The organism is Chitinophaga agri, from assembly GCF_010093065.1.
Classification (GTDB): Bacteria; Bacteroidota; Bacteroidia; order Chitinophagales; family Chitinophagaceae; genus Chitinophaga; species Chitinophaga agri.
On the sequence record NZ_CP048113.1, the window covers coordinates 5,293,483 to 5,312,697 of the forward strand.

Here is a 19,215-nt window from a genome sequence, read left to right on the forward strand (position 1 = left end):
AGTAAGATGAAGAAATATTATACACTTATAATAGTGATGATGGCGGCTGGTTTGACTTCCTGCAGTAAATGGCTGGATGTGACGCCAAAGTCAGAAGTATCGCAGGGGGCTTTGTTCAGCACACAGTCTGGTTTTGAAGAGGCATTGAACGGTGTGTACAGCCGCTGTACACAGGAAGACAGTTATGGCAGGGAAGTGACCTTTGGTACCCTGGATGTACTGGCGCAGAATTATAATGTGAGTATCAAGGACCCTATGTTCTATAGTCAGACTATCAAGTATAACTATAATGATGAATGGTTCATGTTCAGAAGGGATAATACCTGGAAAGCACTGTATGCTGCTATTGCAAATAGCAATCTTATCATTCATCATATACAGGGGCAGGAGAAACTTTTTACCGGTAGAGAATATGAACTGATCAAGGGGGAAGCGCTGGCATTAAGAGGTTATCTGCACTTTGACCTGCTGCGTATGTTTGCTCCTTCCTATGCCTACGATCCCAATGCACAGGGTATTCCATACGTGACTGAGTTCACGAAGAAGATAACCCCTATGTCTACCGTGAAAAACGTATTAGATACGATCATACTGGACCTTAATGCAGCAAAAGCATTATTAAAAGTATCCGATCCGATCCTGAATGCCGGTTATAAAGTAGGTTATCCCGCTAAGGACTCCAGTACGGAAGAGAGTGGCGCATTGTTCCTGCAGAACCGCCGTCACAGATTGAATTACTATGCAGTGTGTGGTGAACTGGCGCGGGTATACCTCTACAAGGGAGACAAAGCAAATGCGCTGACCAATGCACTGGAAGTCATTAATTCCAATAAGTTCCCATGGACACGTCAGAACGATTTCCTCAATCCTGATGATGAAAAGAAGGACCGTATTCTTTACAGGGAATTGCTTTTTGGTTGGTATGTACCTAATAGGGCGGATAATATCAGAGACCAATTTCGCAAGGGAGAAAATTCATTGTATATCAATAGTAATGAAGGACGTAATATTTTCGAAACAGGTGGTGTAGGTGGTGATGACTTCCGTTACAAGCAATGGTTCTCAGAAAAGAGTAGTGGTATCGGTACCATTTTACAGGTAGAGAAGTACTATCGTGACGGAGATGCCAATATTCATTATCAGATGGCGCCGGCATTACGCCTGAGCGAAATGTACTATATCGCGGCAGAGTGTACGTTTGATAGTGATCCGGTAAAAGCATGGGACTACTTTAATGAAGTAAGATTCCACAGAGGTATAGGAACACGGATCACCAATGAAACATCAAAAGAAGTATTCCTCAATGAACTGATAAAGGAGTGCCGGAAAGAGTTCTTTGCAGAAGGACAGATCTTCTACATGTATAAACGCCTCAACAAACCTGTTGTGGGGCAAGGTGGTGCTTCATATCCTGCTACGAACAGGATGTTTGTGATTCCGCTTCCTGATGATGAAATTCAATTTGGTAACAGATAACTAAAACATACAGCCAGATGAAAAGAAGTATTTTATTCAGTGTTCTTTGCTGTATGGTGTTCGTTGCCTGCAGAAAAGACGAGATTCCTTTATTTGATACTACGGAGAATGTCTATTTTGATTTTCTGCCGGATGATCCTTCTGATAAAACAGATAGTCTGCTTTATTCATTTGCATACTTCCCTGATAAAGCAGAAGATACTGTATTTGTGCCTGTCAGGATCTCAGGTTTCCGTGTGCCTGGCGAAAGGAAATTTATCCTGGCGACAGTGGATAGTTCCACTACTGCGAAGGCAGGTATACACTATAAAGCCCTTGAAAAGGAGTATGTGATGGCTGCCGACTCGGGCCTTTGCCTGGTACCGGTGATATTGTATAATAAGGATTCTGTGTTGAAATCAAAAACCCTTACAATAGGGCTGACCTTAAAACCTACAACTGATCTGGGAGTAGCATTCACTTTACAGAATAAAGGGCTTATTAAGTTCTCCAACAGGCTGGAAATGCCTACCTGGTGGACGCTGTGGGCGAGTGAACTGGGAGACTATTCCAGGGTAAAGCATGAGTTGTTTATCAGGGCTTCCGGCACAATAGATATGCCAACGACCGTAGATTTCAATACGGTTCCCAAGGCCCTGTACCATACACGTCGTTTTAAAGCATTCCTGCTTGATCCATTCACCTGGGTGACACAGTATGCATCAGAAGGATATGTTATCACAATTGGGGCAGATGGTTTCTATTATTTCTATAATACCCATAACCCTGATAACAAATACAAGCTGGAGAAGAATCCTGATGACGGCAAATATTATTTCAAGGATGAAAATGGTAAACGTGTCTAACGTTAAATTCTTAAAGATGAAGAGATCATTTCTATATATATTGATAGTTGTATTGATTCCTGTCTTATCATCCTGTTTTAAGGATAAGGGGAACTACGACTACATAGACCTTGGTGAACCCGTGGTAACTAACCTGGACACGGTGTATAATGTTTTTACCGGTGATAGTCTGATCATTGAACCCAAGATCACTTTGCCGAACGGCAGAACAGCTGTAAGCTGTCACTGGAAAATTGAGATTCCCCTAGAAGCAAGGTCGGAAGATCATGACGGGCTGTCACTCCGTATTCTTTACGGTCTTGGCGCCAACAGGTACAGTGCGACACTGACGGTGAGAGATGAGGAACTAGGCGTAAATTACTACTATGGCTTTGTCATCAACGGTAAAACGCAGTTCTCCGTTGGTACCATTGTATTAAGTGACGAAGGCGGCCAGGCAAAATTATCATTCGTTAAGCCGGACGGCTCCGTACAGCCGGACCTGTATCAGTCCATCAATGGCGAAAGTCTTGGTACCAATCCTAAGCAGCTTATTCCTTTGCGTAATCAGTTCTATATGAATGTTACGTTTGCATACTGGATCGTGTGTGGCAATGGTACAAATCCGGCGGTCAAGATCAATAGTAATGACCTGAAGAAAATGCAATATCTGAAGGAGAATTTCTATGAGGAACCGGGAGCGCTGACGCCTGATTATTTTCATACGCTTACAGACGGTACGACCACTGCTATCCTGGACGGGAAAATGTACGTAGGTACTACAGAAACGGCCCCTTTTGGTACTTACTATGGTTACTTCAGCAGCCCTGTGCCGGGTGAGTATAAGTTAGCACCTGATCTGCTTTACAGCAGTACGGACAAGGGACTTTATTACCTTGGATTTGATAAGGTGAAGAGGAACTTTGTACGCCTTGACCGTACTACCTATTTTGGCGTAGACTATACACAGCAGGATTCTCTCTTCAATCCGAAGGACCTGAAAATGGATCTGCTGTCTATGGAAAAATTTACTGAGAGTGAGATGTATGCTTTTTGTGACAGCGTCGGACAAACGTATGAACTGAAGTTTGGTCTTGAGTTCCTGGATGGTAAAACCAGGTTCAGAACGATCTCGAAGCGCAAGTTCAAAGGAGATAGTTTGCTGACCGCCCAGACGCAATGGCAGGCCTCTACTGTGGGTACGTTCTATTTTACTTCTAATGACAAGATCTACCGGTATAATCCACTAAATCAGGAGCTGAGGCAGCTGGATGCCAATATGGGAGGAAAGCCGGTGACGATGATCAAAGTGGTGCAGGATGGTAACAGACTGGCAGCAGGTACAGAAGGAAGTCTTTACCTACTTGATATCAGTACCGGTAAAAACGGTAACATCGTGAGTCAGACAAATGGTATCCCCGGAAAAACGATTGACATTTTTATACGACAATAGCATCTATATCCTATCAACCCTATTAACCAACCATTACCATAACAAGACGCCCCGCGATTATTAATCGTGGGGCGCTGTTATTATGGGCAGTTGTGTTTATTTACAGTCTCCTTTCACAAAGGGAGTTTCTTCAAATTTCAGTTTCGCCGCATCTTTTTCAAATACCGGGATACCCTGATCATTAATGGAAGAAGGAATTGCTTCAAATGCCTGGTTGTTTTCCAGTTTGAATACCACCGGTCTTACACTTGTTACACCTTCACTCATGAAGCTGTACTGTGCTTCCAGGATATTATTGGCGATAGTACCGGTAATGGTACCCTGGTTTTTATCTTTTTCAAAGAGACGGTATTCCAGTTGTCCGCTGATCGCTTCATTCGTCGTCTCAAATTGCAGGTAGGATGTATCCTTACCTGAAATACGTGTAAAACATTGCGGACCTGCGGCTACCGGAGCTGTAGCAGGAGCAGTGCTGCTATCTTTTTCAGTTGATTCAGCAGTCTTGTTGGCTGATTCCTGGCAACTTAACATCGTTAATAAGGCTGCAGCTGCAAAATATAGTTTCATATAACTGGTTTTTGCCTTATAGAACGAATAGCATGCCAGAGAGTTACTTTTGCGTATTAATTTATTTTACCCGGAGGTGGTTTTTTCGTTGTGCCGGTGGAATGGGCTGTACCTACACCAATCAATATTGCAATGTGGTTTGGAGAGAAGTATTAACTTACTGTTATAATAGCTATACTATGGAATCTAACAAGCCGATAGGCTGGTATCTTAAAGAGGCAGACAAACGTATTACTGCTTTCCTGGAGGATGAATTTTCGGACCTGTCTATTTCCCGTTATCAATGGATGATCATGCAGCGTATTGCAACTGCGGGGAGCATCGATACCTGGCAGTATTTTCAGGAGCTGAAGGCACATATTACCGTACAGCAATATGGAGAGATCATACAATCAATGACAGAACGTGGCTGGATATCTGTTTCGGGGGAAGATCAGCGTGTCTTCACTGCAGCAGGAGAGGAAGCTTATCAGCAGATTGGGCAGTTGCAGCAGGAAAGGAACGCCCGTATGTTACATGGGATCAGTGAAGAGGAGTATAAACTGATGCTCAGTGTATTGAACCGGATTATTGAGAATATGAGTCAGTAGCTCTGATAAGGGGTAAATCTGTTTTTGGCTGTAAATGATTAATCAATACATTTGTCTGGTCTCTTAAGGGCTTTAAATTAAATTAAACAATATTAATATGGCAAAGTTACCCAAGTTTATGATCGCAGATGATCCAGTTACGGATCCAGATAATGAGTATATCTTTCATACTGAACAGCCCCGTTTCTTCGCTAAGCGTGTAGATGAGGATGAGGAAAACGGTCATATTGATATCGTGGTGGAGCTGGACAATGTGGATGAGTACTTTAAAAATGACCCGGCAAAGAAAGAGGAACTGCTGGAAGAGCTGGAAGAATGGTATTATTCTTATCTTGAATGGCTGGAGGAAGATGAGTTTGAAGATGAAGACGAAGAATAGTTAATGATATTTAGTATAACGTGTAAAGTCAGCATTTTGCTGACTTTACACGTTTAATACCCTTACTATGACCGAATTGAATTTATACCAGGTAGATGCTTTCACTGACCGTGTCTTTGGCGGTAATCCTGCCTGTGTGATCCCACTTGAACAATGGCTGCCTGATGAACAGTTGTTGCTGCTGGCCCGTGAGAACGCGGTAGCAGAGACAGCCTTTTTTATACCGGGGGAGGACCGTTTTTCTTTACGCTGGTTTACACCTGACATCGAGATGGACCTTTGCGGACATGCGACGCTGGCTACTGCACATGTTATTAAAACATTTCTTAACTATACTAAGGGTAGTATATTGTTTGACTCCGCCAGCGGACCATTGACAGTGACATTCCGAGATGACCGGTATGTGCTGGATTTTCCATCCAGGAAACCCCTGCCAGCCAATCTGCCAACAGAATTGAGGTATGCCTTCGCTACCACACCGGCAGCGGTTTTGAAAGCCCGGGACTACGTACTGGTGTATGAGCGTGAGGAAGATGTGCTGCATATGAAAGTGGACAGGCACTGGCTGGACAAGATCAACCTGGATCCTGGTGGCGTGATCATTACAGCGCCCGGGAATGACTGTGATTTTGTTTCCCGTTTCTTTACACCGCAGGCATCTATACTGGAAGATCCGGTGACCGGATCGGCACACTGCTCACTGATACCTTACTGGAGTGAGCGGTTGGGTAAAAAGGAGCTGAAAGCACAGCAGCTGTCCGAACGGGTGGGTACCTTGTTTTGTACAGATAATGAGGATCGCGTGCTGATAGCAGGTGATGCCCGTACCTTCTCAGCAGGTAAGTGCTGGATATAGTTTTTCCATCCCCGGGGTACAACCATTTTTACTTTTCCATATCAGATCAATGATTTTTTACAATTCCGGCCCCCGATGGTCAGGTAACTTTGTGATAAACAAACAATGAAATTTTTAACGTACCTGTGTGCGGCGCTGATCATGCCTTTATTATCAACCGCACAGCGTGTGAAAAAAACAAAGACTGATATGGATAACAAAGCGATCATCAGGAAGATGTATGAAGACGCATTCAACAAGGGGAACCTGACCGAACTCTCCCAATTTGTTTCGGATGCCTACCCCGGGAAATTTGCACAGCATTTATTGCCACTAAAGACGGCGTTTCCGGACGCGCAATGGATTATTAAGGACATGCTTGCAGAAGGCGATAAAGTGGTCGTATTTCAGCAGTTTTGTGGCACACATAAAGATACATTCCAGCATATTCCTCCGACGGGGAAATATGTGACAGGAAATGGCATAGTGACCTATGAGCTGAAAGGCGGTAAGATTGTCAACACACAGGTACTGACTGACCGTCTGGGCTTTTTAGAAGCCCTGGGCGTCAGATAATACTATATCAGACAATATTAATGAACGCTTCTATCTGATCTCATTGATGGAATAAAGTTTGAAGAGTCTACCAGGAGGAGGCAGGTAATAATATCCTTCTTTGCGCAGTTTAAATAATGCGGCATCAGTTTGATGCTCAGTGACCCTATACAATGAGTCGGACTCGTAGCGATAAATGCCCGGGCCATTCACTACCGGTATTTTACTGGCGGTGGGTGGCATTTTATTTACCTCCAGCATGGGATGTTTCTTGTCGGGATGCGCATAGAACCACACACCTTCTTCAAAGGTATTACTGAATCTGTCCCTTTTCAGTGTCCGGGTATAATGTACGATGGTAGAATCGTTAATGAAATCGGTCTTCGCGTCCAGTGCGTAATAACGTTTCTTTTCTCCGACAGGCTTTTCCAGTATGACAGGAGATGTCTCGGTACCGCAATAATGGACATTCTGCTTCGGCAGTAACATATAAGCTTTGTAACTGCCCTTGTTAATAACAGTGTCAAAAGTGAAGAACTTTTGATATTCACGTATCTGTTTTTCATGGAGCTGTGAATAATAAGCGGATACAGTTGTAGTCTGATTGCTTTTGCACGCTGCCAACAGGGAAACACAGATAGATAAGGATACAATCAGTTTCATGACGGTGGAATTATATATATAAATATACTAAAAGTATCTGAAGGTATCGTCTAATTTTACCGGAATATCGACCTCCTTTTTATGAAAGTTGGTTGAGCCTCCCCACCTTTCCCGGTGTCTTTATCCGATGGATTGTACCGGCTTGAGAAGGGGGGACATGAGGCAGCTTCTCCCGGAATGCGGTTCATCCTGTATGGTTACCATTGACATACCGGGCGTACATTTCTTTCCAGGTGTCCAGGTCAACGGCTGTCTCTTCTTTATCATCATCAAAGACGATCCAGCAGCCACATTTATCCACCATAGCCCATAGTGTATCCATCTCTTCCTGGCTGACGTAATATTGGCCGTACCTGTTATGCCCACCCTGCATAATTCGCCAGAGGTCGTATTCCAGATATCCCATCCAGCCGGCGCAAAAACCTTGTTCTGAGATATTGCTCATAAATGCCTCAAGTTCCCTTTGATCCTGTGTAAGGTCGTGCAGCATGATGTTGAAGGTATTTGATATTTCTGCTGTAATAGTAGTGAATGTAGTTTACAGGTACAAAAAAACGCTATAGATTTGGGTATGAAATGGCCCTGTATTTTATCCCTGCTCCTTCTTACTGCCTGTCATCAGGCGTCAACACATGATAAGTCCGATCGTGCTGCGGTAGCCGAAATGTCAGTAGACCCTTCTACGGAAGAGAAGAAATATATGTCAACCAACATCGCCGAGAAGAAAGCTTACTTTGAACAGACGTTTTTGCAGATGAGAGATACGGCTTCATATGAGGAAGAGACTATCTGGGGTTCATTGCACATAGGTAATCTTTTTGGGGAGGAACACAGGGCTGCTGTACTGAGAACGATGGTCAATGACTCAACAGCTAATGTTGTCGTGTTACGGCAAACAGGGAATAAATGGGATACCATTCTATTTAGAAGTTATCCGGAGATGGAAGTCGTAGCATGGGAGGATTACATCGATATAAAAGATTTTAACGGCGATGACATTCCTGATCTATTCATAGCAACGGGATGTTCTTACATAATGCATACCGCATCATGGGGAGAGTTATGGTTGTCTGTCAATGATCGTTTCAGGAAAGTGGAAGGCTTTGAGGATGTTGTTAATCCAACATACTATAAACAAGACGACAGGATTTATGCTTATCAGAGCAGGGGGTGTGCAGATATGAATATGTATTTTGGTGTGTTGAGGATCAGCAATTATAAAGTACAGCATATTACAGCTGTGAGTTGTGATTGTTGCAGTGAAGATAGCTGTATCATAAAAGCAGATGCGAGGAAGGCCATTACTGTTCCTATTCAAAAAGCATGTGAGTATGTGCCGGCGTACTATGCTGATGTGGTTAAAGAAAAGTGCGATTGGGTGATTGAACACCGTCAGTAAAAATTATCCTTCGTTAGAAATACTCATTATAAAAAAGAACAGTTGGTTGAGATCCGGCTGTCCTTTTGTATCGCTGATTATTTATTTATAACTATACTTTACCAGTTCATGTAGAATAGGGATTTTGTCCTGTACTGTGAATAATGAAGGAAGGATGTCCGCAAAGAACGCCGTGATAGCGGGCGAAGAAGATTGTATGTGACTACCATTAATTGAAATCGTCCATAGTGTGTAAAATTTATTGTTTTTTTCGTGGCGACACATAATAGTTAATATATCGCCTTATTTATTTTTCAGTGCGACGTCAATCCAGGTAGTCGAGTAACTATGTAAACCGTCGCTGTTTCGCAATGCGCGATTGAGTGTTACTGAATCCATTAGTTTAACACTGTCTACAGTTGATATGAGTCTGTTGAAATCGATGTTATTCCTGGAAAAGTAAAATGAGTTATTGCGGTAAAACTTGAGGTAGTTTCTTAGTGTATGTTCCGCATCCCGAAAAAATATGATATCTTTTTTAGATTGTTGATAATCGGCTTCAGAAAAACCAATATCTGTCATTACAGGTTGCCTGTTGTGGTATAAGCATACATCCGATACGAACTGTGTTATTTTTGCTTCGTCTAATGTTTGTGCTGCTGGTTCGATGGTATTATTCTTTTTGTTTCCCAATAAAGGTCTGAATAAGTTATTCTTCCGCATGTAGATGAGACTATTGGAATAGTTCATGAAACAATCGTTAACACCTTGTGAGAATGTAACAGTTTCTATAGGATGCTCACGAAATTCATCCAGTAATGCCTGCATAGTGGTTACCTGTTTTTGATGGCTGGAGAGGTCGTAGTAGTAGATAGAATCTGCGGTGGAATATACAATTCTGTTTTTATTAACTGCAATGGCGCTGGGGTCATATGCTGGGAATGGAAGCGTAAAAGCATATTCCCATTTATCGGGGTGAGCGAAGAGGCGATTAGTGTTAGTAAATATCATATTACCTTTGGCTGCATAGAATTTATCAGTCTCCTCTCCACGTATCGCAACCGGCTTGCTATCTTCTGTATCCATTGTTTGTAATAAGTGCTCGCGTACTTTGCCATCGGTGCCGCACTCGATGATGCTGTTAGCTGTCACCAGAAATAGCCGGCTGTTTCTGGTGAATATATCAACTGCAGGTGCGGAAGTAGGTATCGTAAATAATGGCCGCAGCTGCTCATCTGATCTTATGATCTGTCCAGCATTATTTAGGAAATATAGCACACTGTTAGCATCATCCGTGCTAAATGAAATGTAATCGGGAAGTGGCTTCCATTTAATAGAATCTTTTTTGGTATAAAAGATCATCCCTTCCTCGCTAACCAGCAGAATATCTTTGTAAATGCATACTTTATCTATCTCCGGACGACGGATTTCATCTGTTTTGTTATATGCGTTTTGGTCAAGTGGACTGGGAATGTTTTTCCAGCTTCTGCAGTTATCATTTGTATAGGCAATAGTGTTGTATACGGACCCAGCGATGCCCTCATGCTGTTGATTGAAGAAGATCGTTTGATAACGCTGTATACTGTCATAAATAGGGAGTAGTGTCCATGTAAACCCATAATCTTTTGAATACACTATTCCTTTTCCGCCAATAGTCATCCATGCTTCTCCATTCGGGAGGCTCCATGCACCATCTGCCCAACCTGATGTTCCAAAATTTATTTTTGACCAGCTTTTTCCTCTGTCCTGTGTGTGATAGATGATTTTATGTTCATGATCGCTAGAGAAAGAGCCTGAAACGAAGCCCGTATCGCGATTGAAAAAAATTGCAGCGTTAAACGAATTTGTAATTGATACTTCTGGTGTATTGAAATGCCAAAGTCCATTTAGTGAATCTGCCATTGCAATGTTGCCATCCGGGGTCGTGATTACGAATTGTTCTTCCGGCGTGACATGTAATTTTAGCATCCGGCTGTGGAGCTGCAATGGCATAAGGGTATTTGGTTGCTGCGCATAACAGTTCAGGGAGCCGGCTAAAATCAGCATGAATATGTATAAGGACCATTTCATATGGAGAGCATCGGGATTTATTACAGGATAAATTTAAAAAGCGATTTCCCTAAATCACCAGTATACACAGGCAATGTTTAGCGGAATGGGCTATTGAGGTATTAAAAAAAGCTGATAGCCTGTAATGCTATCAGCTTTTCTTTCGTAGCCCGGACAAGAATCGAACTTGTATCTAAAGTTTAGGAAACTTCTATTCTATCCATTGAACTACCGGGCCATAGGGCGAAACCCTAAAGTGGAGTGCAAAAGTAAACGTTTTTTGCATATTTCAAGCAAACCGGATAAAATTTGCACCCCACTATTCCTTAATTATAAATTTTTTCAATCTGTCGCTCATACTGTTGAACGATGACTTTTCGCTTTAATTTGAGCGTAGGTGACAGCTCGCCATTGGCAATTGTCCACTCTTTAGGTAGTAATTCGAACTTCTTGATCTGTTCGATATGACTGAAATACTGGTTGTATTTCTCTACTACCTGTTTGTAAAGTTGTTGAATATCATTGTTTTGTAGCAGTTCTTCATGTGTGGATGTGTGGATGCCTTTTTTGGCCGCCCAGCTTTCCAGCTGAGGAAAGGAAGGTACGATCAGGGCGCCGGTGAATTTACGGCCGTCTCCGACCACCATGATCTGTTCGATAAAAGGAGACTCCTTGAACTTGTTTTCGATAGGTTGGGGTGCCACAAATTTACCACCTGACGTTTTGAAGAGTTCTTTTTTGCGGTCGGTGATCTTAAGGAACTTGTTATTCACAAGTACACCAATATCTCCTGTATGGAACCAGCCATCCGTGATGGATTCAGCAGTAAGGTCGGGTCTTTTGTAATAACCAGGTGTAATGTTGGGGCCTTTACAACAGATCTCGCCATCCTCTGCCAGCTTTACCTCAATATTACTGATAAGAGGTCCAACCGTGCCGAACATGCGGTCTTTGACATCCACGCGGTTTACGCTGATCACCGGAGAGGTCTCTGTAAGTCCATATCCTTCCAGTATAGGAATGTTAGCCGCCGTGAAGATCTTCAGGAGCCTTACCTGGCAGGGGGCGGAGCCTACTACGACAGCATCGATATTACCGCCGAGGGCTTCCCGCCATTTTTTAAATACCAGTTTATTGGCAATGGACAGCTGGAAGTCGTACCACCAGCCCATTGATTTATTGATCTCATACTTTTTGCCCAGTTCTACTGACCAGAAGAACAGCGCACGTTTAATACCCTTCAGTTCCAGGCCTTTTGCCATGATCTTTTCGTATACTTTTTCCAGTAGACGGGGCACAGTGGTGAAGATACTTGGTTTGACCTCTCTCAGATTATCTGCGATGGTGTCCATGCTTTCGGCGTAGTAAATAGGTACGCCGGCCGTGAGATAAACGTAGGTCACCATGCGTTCAAACACATGGTTGAGCGGCAGAAAACTCAGCGCTCTCGCTTCCTGGCTTACAGGAAGGTAAGGTATACAGGCGGTAACGTTACTCATGATGTTGTTATGCGTAAGCATTACTCCCTTAGGTGTTCCGGTTGTACCGGAAGTATAAATGATGGTCGCCAGCTGGTCTGGCTGTATTGCATCTCTGATAGCAGGGATCTTGTCGATGTCGGGCTGTGTGGCCAGGGCAGGTATTTCCAGCCAGTGACGAACTCCTTCCATTTTATTAAAGGAGAAGATCTCTTTGAGATGTGGCAGTTTGTGACGGATAGGCGTTACTTTATCCAGCATGTCCTGTCCACTGATGAACAGTATGGAGGCACCTGAGTCATTCAGGATAAACTCCATTTCGGTTTCACTAAGTGTCGGATAAAGCGGCGCAAGAATAGCACCTGCCTGCTGACAGGCAAGATCAGTGATCACCCATTCAGGACGATTAGGAGAGATAACGGCGATTTTATCACAACCTTCGGGCGTTGCATCCCCTTTGCCTATTCCCAGTTGCAGCAGTCCGGCGCTAAAACGCAATGTAAGATCGGCTACTTCCTGTGTACTATACTTTTTCCAGACATTATTTTCTTTTCCTACCAGCATGTCTGTTTTCGGGAAATTTTTTAGCTGGTGCTGAATTACATCAAATAGTCTTCGTGGCTGCTCCATAGATTGTAGATAGCTTTGGTGGTATGCTTACCCCTGTAAATGTAGTGGAATTTATATGCCTCTGCGCTGTTTCTCTTCCTGCAGTTTTTCATATTCTCTTACGGCATCGCCAAACGGATCACGATGCCATGCGTTGAAGTACTGGAATGCGAGTCCCAGTCCCCATCCTAATGCTGGCCATACTGGCCATGGTGTGCCGCCCCGGTACCCGTTTTCCGTTGTAATGAACCAGAGGGCCCAGAAGAATGCGTTCATAATAAGATAGATGAGTAGGGATGATCTGAAAGATGCCCTTGCTTTGGCAATCTTCCAAAGTCTTTCGTCTCGTTGCGTGGTTGTTTCCATGTGCAATAAGTGTTTTAGAAGGCTTGACTAAATATAATGTTTTTTCCTGAATAGTATTGTGAGCAGGAGGAGAGGAAGGGGTATAAAAAATGCCGTGTTAAAAATCACGGCCCAGTCTGGAACTGCAATGTTATTTCAGCATGACCTGCTAATTTTGAGAGAAGACCTGAAGGAAAGACTACGTTACGCGATACAAAATATCCCGGCATTTCCACGAATCACACTTAAACTTATTGCTTGAACATTATTACGCTACTACTATAAAGATTGTGTCTTAATGGTTATTTAATTGATGAAACCCAGAGCGTTTTATCCAATAATGCACTCACCAGTCTCTGGTGATAAAAATTCTTTTACCATCAGGGACCGGTGAGCTGGTTTTTATTTCTTTCTACCTGAACCTTCTACTTCGGGCAGGAAGCCTGTGAGCAGACCAATCAGCGGGAGATAAGCACAAACGTCAAACACATAACTGATGCTGGTGTTGTCAGCCAGTTTGCCAAGCAAAGCCGACCCAATACCGCCCATTCCAAATGCAAGTCCGAAGAATAAACCTGCGATCATACCTACTTTGCCGGGAACCAGTTCCTGCGCATATACCAGTATGGCAGAAAAGGCAGACGACAGTATCACGCCAATGAAGACACTGAGCACTGATGTCCACAGCAGATTAGCATGTGGCAGCAATAACGAGAACGGTGCTACACCGAGAATAGAGATCCAGATGACATACTTCCTTCCTATTTTATCACCAACAGGCCCACCGATAAATGTACCGGCTGCAATAGCAAACAGGAAAATGAACAGGTATACCTGTGCGCTCTGTACAGATACATGGAACTTGTCTATAAGATAGAAAGTATAATAGCTGGTCATACTGGCCATGTAGAAATACTTGGAGAAGATCAGTATCAGGAGTATGCTCAATGCAAATACCACCTTGCCCCTGGATAGCTGTACATGATGTACCTCGCCCGTGCTTTTTGATTTTGCACGGATGCGGTGTGTATTGTTCTTATACCAGTTGGCAATATTGATCATTACAACAATGGCCAGTAAGGCGGCTAACGCAAACCAGCTGATACTGGATTGTCCCTTCGGTACAATGATCATAGCTGCCAGTAATGGTCCCAGTGAACTACCGGCATTGCCTCCCAGCTGGAAGAGTGACTGTGCCATACCATGCTTACCACCTGAGGCCATATAGGCAAGCCTGGAAGCCTCGGGGTGGAAGATAGAGGAGCCTACACCCACCAGCGCAACAGATGCCAGTACCAGGTAGAAGTGATGCGCCTGTGACAGGCTGATAAGCCCGAGCAGGGTGAAGGCCATACCAATGGCCAGGGAATAGGGCTGTGGATGTTTATCAGTGTATATGCCTACCAGCGGTTGCAGTAATGATGCTGTGAGCTGATAGGTAAGTGTGATCAGGCCTATCTGGCTGAAGCTCAGTCTGAGAGAGTCCTTTACGATAGGATAGATCGCTGGGATCAATGACTGAATCGTATCATTGATCAGGTGTGAGAAACTGAGTGCCAGCAATATAGAGAATACGGTATTACTGGCAGCCTGTTGTGCCTGTACTTTGGCAGTGTCCTGTAAAGTCTTTTCCATGAATTATTTTATTGGCTCTTCGTTATTGTGTTGTGAGATGCGCTGCGCCCACTGCCAGGCTTTCTGTGGTTCCTGTGCGGTAATGCTGTTAAGCAGATTTTTATGCAGTTGCTGGGTTTCCCTGAAGGTTTCGGCATTTTTGAACCGGGCAAGGAAGTGGTTTTTCAGGTGATGCGCCACAGTCTTGTACAGATCGGTCAGAATACTATTGCCAGATGCCTCTGCGATACTGATGTGAAAGTTGATATCTGCTTCAATGGCAGCGGTTATATCATCTGTCATTGCTGCTTCTTTTCGCTGGCGGAGATAGCGCTCCATCTTTTCCAGGTCAGCGGCGGACCGGTTTACAGCGGCTTTTTGAGCGATCTTGATTTCCAGCAACAGCCTGACCTCATCCAGGTCGTCGGCGGCTGCCCGTTTCAGCCGCTGGGGAAGTGGTTCATCAATGCCGGCACTAGCCTCTACGAAGGTGCCCAGCCCCTGTTGTACACGTAATACACCTGAGTTGGCCAGTATGCGTACAGCTTCCCGTATGGAAGACCGGCCCACGCCAAAAGTTTGCATTAAAGCCGGTTCGGTCGGTAGTTTCTCTCCTGGTTTATAGGTGCCGAGTGAGATCTGTTCCTGCAGTCGCTGGGCCACCTCATCGGCCAGGCTGTTCTTTCTGATTGTAGTCATATACTAAGTCGTCATATCATCTGATGATTCAAAGGTAGAAGAATCTCTTAATATTGACACGTCTTTTTTTATTTATCTTTGCGCCTCTTATAAGAAGTACATAATAAAACGTGCAACTTTGTAAGACGTTCCACCTGATTTTTAAAACAAGATTCGCAAATGAAAGCATTTAATTTTTTTATTCTATATCGTCTGCCATTAGGCATCCTTTTCCTGGTGGGTGGTGTGGCACTGGGTATTACCGTTGGATGGTGGGAAGCAGTTATTCCTTTGCTGATAGCTGTGATATGCATTGTTACGCATTTTATGTTCGGGCCAATGAGACTGGTGCAGGAAGCTGTTGAAGCCGGAGATATTGAAAAGGCGATGGGAATGATGGATAAAATCGCTTTCCCTAAACTGCTGTACAAACCGATCCGCTCCGTATACTACTTTATGCAGAGTAACATGGCGATGTACAATAAAGACCTGGATAAAGCTGAAGCAACTATCCGCCAGAGTATCCAGTCCGGTAGTCCGATGAAGGAATACGAGGGGATGCAGTACTTCCAGCTGGGTACAATTGCTTACCAGAAGAACGACCTCAAAGAAGCCGATCAGAACCTGAAAAAGGCAGTGCGTATGGGGCTTCCAGATAAGGAAAACACAGCCGCCGCATTGCTGACCCTGGCTTCCATTGCTATGAGTCGCCGCGATTTCAGGACTGCTAAAGATTACCTCCGCAGGGCGAAAACGCAGAAAGCTACTACCGCTCAGATAGTTAGTCAGATCAAAGAATTAGATAAATATCTTTCCCGTATGCCAGGTTGATTATACGGCCTGAAAACGGAAAAAAGCGTCCGCCAATGGCGGACGCTTTTTTTATGTCCCTGACATTTCTATTTATGGTAGTATATTTCAATATGTAATAACCAATTAAACCATTATTTTTGTTTAAAACACGTTACTCCTATGTTCAGTCTCGACCTGTTCAATTTTGACCAGATACTGGCTATTACCTTTACGCTTTTTGCCGTAATTGATATTGTTGGTTCTATCCCCGTTCTGATTTCACTGAAGGAAAAACTGGGCCATATTGATTCCGGTAAGGCTACCATTGCTTCCGGTTTCCTGATGGTACTGTTCCTGCTGGTAGGAGAGCCCTTCCTGAACCTGCTCAGTGTTGACGTCCACTCCTTTGCTGTTGCAGGCTCTATTGTGATCTTTGTGATCGGACTGGAAATGATCCTCGGGGTAGAGTTCTTCAAAAGTGAGAAGGACACAAAAACAGGGAGCCTGATCCCGATCGCCTTCCCCCTGATTGCAGGTTCCGGTACGCTGACCACTATTATGTCGCTGAAAGCCAATTATAAAGAGACGAATATCCTGGCGGGAATACTCCTTAATCTGGTGATCATTTTCATCGTATTGCGTTCCCTGAGCTGGATAGAACGTATCCTGGGTAAAGCGGGGCTGATGGTAGTACGTAAGTTCTTCGGCGTGATCCTGTTGGCTATCGCGGTAAAAATCTTCAAGAGCAATCTTACAAAGTGATCAAAAATAAGCGGCAACCGCTTTTGTAATTGATCTTTAAATACCTTAGTTTTGCCTTCCTTTCCTGGTGAACAGGATGGCTTTGGCCTCGTAGTACAATGGATAGTATAAGAGTTTCCGAAGCTCCAGATACAGGTTCGATTCCTGTCGAGGCCACAAAACGGGAACAATACAGTAAAATGTATTGTTCCCGTTTCTCTTTTTAGCCTACACCATCCTTTATCGCTTACCGGATCAGGTACCGCAACTAAATGACAAATCCCCGGTGTCTATACAATAGAACGGCTTGTGATACCTAATCAACCCATCCTGCTGACCAGTGAAACCAGATCGGTATCTCTCTGGAAATGATCAGTACGTCCTACGTGACGCTGGCAGGGAACTGGCGAAAGGCGCGCAATAATTATCTGTATAAAGGAAAGGCGACATAGCGTATCGCTGTGTCGCCTTTTTGTTTCATCAATCATTGAAGATGACCTGCACACCAGGGAGATTTGCCGCTATTTTTGCCTGCTCTTCTTCGCTAAATGAGTTGTAACGTAAGTCGATATATTCCAGCACCTTCAGCTCATAGATCGTATCTGGTAAATAGGGAAGTTTATTAAAAGAGAGATCCAGGTACTTCAGCTTCGGCAACTTGTTGATATGCTGTATGTCTTCAGGGGTGACGCCGGGATTCAGGATATACGAAAATCTACCATCCGCTTCCAGCTTTTTATTGGCAATAATTTTTTTAAGATGCCCATATTGTGCAGGGTCCTCTTCCATCATCTCCAGCCAGATATCCGCTGTGGTTTGATCAAAGTACTCTTTCTGTTCACTGTTCCTGTCTATTACCAGGTATTCCAGTGATGGGATATCAAATACCTCTTCTTTCCAGCTAAGCAGCTTTCTGCTGATGACCAGTTTTTTGAGGTGGGTGAATTTTGTGAAATCAGGAAACTGATCGGAATCTGTGTTACTACCCGTCCACATAAATGCTTCCAGTGATTGTACCTGCTCAAGCGACGTTGGTAGTTCTTTGAAATAATTATCCCGTAGATCAAGCACTTTCAGGTGCTGCAGTGAAAGCATTGCCTCCGGAAAGTCAGCCGCATTACTGCGATCCCTATATGCTCCATATAAACTGATCTCTTCAAGGTTCGGTGGCAATTTAAATGTTGCTGGTAACTCCAGGCTTACATGATCTGCTTTCAAGACCTTCAAACTGGTCAAATTGACAATACTTTCAGGGAACGTGCGTAAGTTGAAATTACTGCTGATATTAAGCGTGTGTAACTGCTTTAATGCGCCGATGGATGATGGCAAGGCTTTCAGCTTGCAGCCATACAATGACAATTCTTCCAGGTTCGTTAAACTGCTTATTTCTTCCGGCAGTTCCTCTATATCATTGTCATTCAGGATCAGCTTGCGCAGATTAGTCAGTTTGATGAGTGATAACGGGAATGCCTTTAGCTTTTTATCGGTCAGATCTAGTTCGGTGATAGCGGTAGTATCGCCTTCAGCGATCTTCGCGATCTCTTCCTCATTTTCTTTCTTCGCGGGTCTGGCGTTCTTCAGGAAGGGCGATTTGCCGGCTTTCAGCACTTCAATGAACTTCCAGCCATCTGGCATACCACTTTTATCTAAAGCAGCTTTGACCAGCTTGGATTCAAGTTCTTCACTCGTATAATCGTATTCAAAGAAATCATTGTCGTCACTGTAAAGATTGATCAGTACAGCTCCTTCAGGCGTGATGTCAGAATGGTGGTCTGAGTTCAGTACGTAGGGAACATAGGTGGTGCCTTCCACTGTAATACTGCCATCGTTATAGTATCCATAGTATGCATATTTCACGTTGGCATCTCCGTTGATGTAGGTTGTATTATCGCCACTGTATAGCACATCACAGGTCACATTGCCGGTTACCAGTAGCCAGGGGCGATAATCCCTGATAGCAATATCTCCGGCGACAATGAGATTGCCGTTCACAAAAACAAGCCTGGCTTCCTGGTGGATGCTATCCGTATAATCAAGGTTAAGATGGCCGTCAATATGTGTATCACCGTCAAAGAAGATGACGTCACCCTTATCGAGGTTACTGATCACGTCATATGCTGACAGGTCAAATTTCTCCCGGATGGCAGACAGGGAAACGATTTGGGGAGTTGTGGTTTTCATATATAGTT

General features: G+C 43.8%; 19 protein-coding genes and 2 tRNA genes. 11 read left to right on the top strand and 10 right to left on the bottom strand.

The window, feature by feature from the left end; translation table 11 throughout:
• Window positions 1-6: 6 nt before the first annotated feature.
• Genes GWR21_RS21115 through GWR21_RS21125 form a run of 3 tightly spaced genes read left to right on the top strand, consistent with a single transcriptional unit; the run spans window position 7 to window position 3,753 of the window.
• Window positions 7-1,476: a RagB/SusD family nutrient uptake outer membrane protein gene (locus tag GWR21_RS21115; RefSeq protein WP_162333665.1), complete on the top strand. Its 1,470-nt coding sequence runs from the start codon at window positions 7-9 to the stop codon at window positions 1,474-1,476.
• A 17-nt stretch (window positions 1,477-1,493) separates the two neighbouring features.
• Window positions 1,494-2,321, top strand: coding sequence for a DUF4843 domain-containing protein (locus GWR21_RS21120; protein WP_162333666.1), 828 nt, complete (start codon window positions 1,494-1,496; stop codon window positions 2,319-2,321).
• Window positions 2,322-2,337: 16 nt separating this feature from the next.
• Complete coding sequence (locus tag GWR21_RS21125) at window positions 2,338-3,753, top strand: PKD-like family lipoprotein (RefSeq protein WP_162333667.1); 1,416 nt, start codon at window positions 2,338-2,340, stop codon at window positions 3,751-3,753.
• A 96-nt stretch (window positions 3,754-3,849) separates the two neighbouring features.
• Here GWR21_RS21125 and GWR21_RS21130 read toward each other — a convergent pair whose 3' ends face one another.
• A complete protein-coding gene (locus GWR21_RS21130) occupies window positions 3,850-4,320 on the bottom strand; it encodes a hypothetical protein (protein ID WP_162333668.1) in 471 nt (156 codons plus the stop codon).
• A 179-nt stretch (window positions 4,321-4,499) separates the two neighbouring features.
• Here GWR21_RS21130 and GWR21_RS21135 point away from each other — a divergent pair, with 179 nt between their 5' ends.
• The 4 genes from GWR21_RS21135 (at window position 4,500) to GWR21_RS21150 (ending at window position 6,700) form a co-directional block, all read left to right on the top strand.
• Entirely contained in the window at window positions 4,500-4,910 is a 411-nt protein-coding gene (locus GWR21_RS21135) for a MarR family winged helix-turn-helix transcriptional regulator (RefSeq protein WP_162333669.1), read from the top strand.
• A gap of 97 nt (window positions 4,911-5,007) precedes the next feature.
• Window positions 5,008-5,289 carry a hypothetical protein gene (locus tag GWR21_RS21140; protein ID WP_162333670.1) on the top strand — a complete coding sequence of 94 codons (282 nt, stop codon included), beginning with the start codon at window positions 5,008-5,010 and terminating at the stop codon, window positions 5,287-5,289.
• A gap of 67 nt (window positions 5,290-5,356) precedes the next feature.
• On the top strand, window positions 5,357-6,145 hold the full coding sequence (locus GWR21_RS21145; RefSeq protein WP_162333671.1) for a PhzF family phenazine biosynthesis protein: 789 nt from the start codon (window positions 5,357-5,359) through the stop codon (window positions 6,143-6,145).
• Window positions 6,146-6,250: 105 nt separating this feature from the next.
• Complete coding sequence (locus GWR21_RS21150; RefSeq protein ID WP_162333672.1) at window positions 6,251-6,700, top strand: ester cyclase; 450 nt, start codon at window positions 6,251-6,253, stop codon at window positions 6,698-6,700.
• A 30-nt stretch (window positions 6,701-6,730) separates the two neighbouring features.
• Here GWR21_RS21150 and GWR21_RS21155 read toward each other — a convergent pair whose 3' ends face one another.
• Window positions 6,731-7,342 (bottom strand): hypothetical protein, encoded by a 612-nt coding sequence (locus tag GWR21_RS21155; RefSeq protein ID WP_162333673.1) that lies wholly within the window; start codon window positions 7,340-7,342, stop codon window positions 6,731-6,733.
• A 184-nt stretch (window positions 7,343-7,526) separates the two neighbouring features.
• A complete protein-coding gene (locus GWR21_RS21160; protein WP_162333674.1) occupies window positions 7,527-7,787 on the bottom strand; it encodes a hypothetical protein in 261 nt (86 codons plus the stop codon).
• 126 nt (window positions 7,788-7,913) lie between these two features.
• On the opposite strand from GWR21_RS21160, the gene GWR21_RS21165 reads away from it, so the two are divergent.
• The gene (locus GWR21_RS21165) at window positions 7,914-8,741 is read left to right on the top strand and encodes a hypothetical protein (RefSeq protein ID WP_162333675.1); all 828 of its coding nucleotides are present in this window, start codon (window positions 7,914-7,916) and stop codon (window positions 8,739-8,741) included.
• 282 nt (window positions 8,742-9,023) lie between these two features.
• Here the strand turns inward: GWR21_RS21165 and GWR21_RS21170 are convergent, their stop codons facing one another.
• The 6 genes from GWR21_RS21170 to GWR21_RS21195 all read right to left on the bottom strand — a co-directional run bounded on the left by GWR21_RS21170 (window position 9,024) and on the right by GWR21_RS21195 (window position 15,514).
• Window positions 9,024-10,790: a WD40/YVTN/BNR-like repeat-containing protein gene (locus GWR21_RS21170; protein WP_162333676.1), complete on the bottom strand. Its 1,767-nt coding sequence runs from the start codon at window positions 10,788-10,790 to the stop codon at window positions 9,024-9,026.
• A gap of 145 nt (window positions 10,791-10,935) precedes the next feature.
• Window positions 10,936-11,007, bottom strand: a tRNA-Arg gene (locus tag GWR21_RS21175).
• Window positions 11,008-11,095: 88 nt separating this feature from the next.
• Entirely contained in the window at window positions 11,096-12,877 is a 1,782-nt protein-coding gene (locus tag GWR21_RS21180) for an AMP-dependent synthetase/ligase (RefSeq protein WP_162333677.1), read from the bottom strand.
• A 51-nt stretch (window positions 12,878-12,928) separates the two neighbouring features.
• A complete protein-coding gene (locus GWR21_RS21185; protein ID WP_162333678.1) occupies window positions 12,929-13,222 on the bottom strand; it encodes a 2TM domain-containing protein in 294 nt (97 codons plus the stop codon).
• Window positions 13,223-13,603: 381 nt separating this feature from the next.
• Complete coding sequence (locus GWR21_RS21190) at window positions 13,604-14,836, bottom strand: MFS transporter (protein ID WP_162333679.1); 1,233 nt, start codon at window positions 14,834-14,836, stop codon at window positions 13,604-13,606.
• A 3-nt stretch (window positions 14,837-14,839) separates the two neighbouring features.
• Window positions 14,840-15,514 (bottom strand): FadR/GntR family transcriptional regulator, encoded by a 675-nt coding sequence (locus tag GWR21_RS21195; RefSeq protein ID WP_162333680.1) that lies wholly within the window; start codon window positions 15,512-15,514, stop codon window positions 14,840-14,842.
• 159 nt (window positions 15,515-15,673) lie between these two features.
• Between GWR21_RS21195 and GWR21_RS21200 the strand changes: the two genes are divergently transcribed.
• The 3 genes from GWR21_RS21200 to GWR21_RS21210 all read left to right on the top strand — a co-directional run bounded on the left by GWR21_RS21200 (window position 15,674) and on the right by GWR21_RS21210 (window position 17,203).
• Window positions 15,674-16,324 carry a tetratricopeptide repeat protein gene (locus tag GWR21_RS21200; protein ID WP_162333681.1) on the top strand — a complete coding sequence of 217 codons (651 nt, stop codon included), beginning with the start codon at window positions 15,674-15,676 and terminating at the stop codon, window positions 16,322-16,324.
• Window positions 16,325-16,465: 141 nt separating this feature from the next.
• Window positions 16,466-17,047: a MarC family protein gene (locus GWR21_RS21205; RefSeq protein WP_202928974.1), complete on the top strand. Its 582-nt coding sequence runs from the start codon at window positions 16,466-16,468 to the stop codon at window positions 17,045-17,047.
• Between the two features lie 84 nt (window positions 17,048-17,131).
• Window positions 17,132-17,203 (top strand) — tRNA-Arg (locus tag GWR21_RS21210).
• A gap of 303 nt (window positions 17,204-17,506) precedes the next feature.
• On the opposite strand, the gene GWR21_RS21215 is transcribed toward GWR21_RS21210, so the two are convergent.
• Entirely contained in the window at window positions 17,507-19,207 is a 1,701-nt protein-coding gene (locus GWR21_RS21215; protein ID WP_162333682.1) for a leucine-rich repeat domain-containing protein, read from the bottom strand.
• Window positions 19,208-19,215 lie beyond the last annotated feature (8 nt).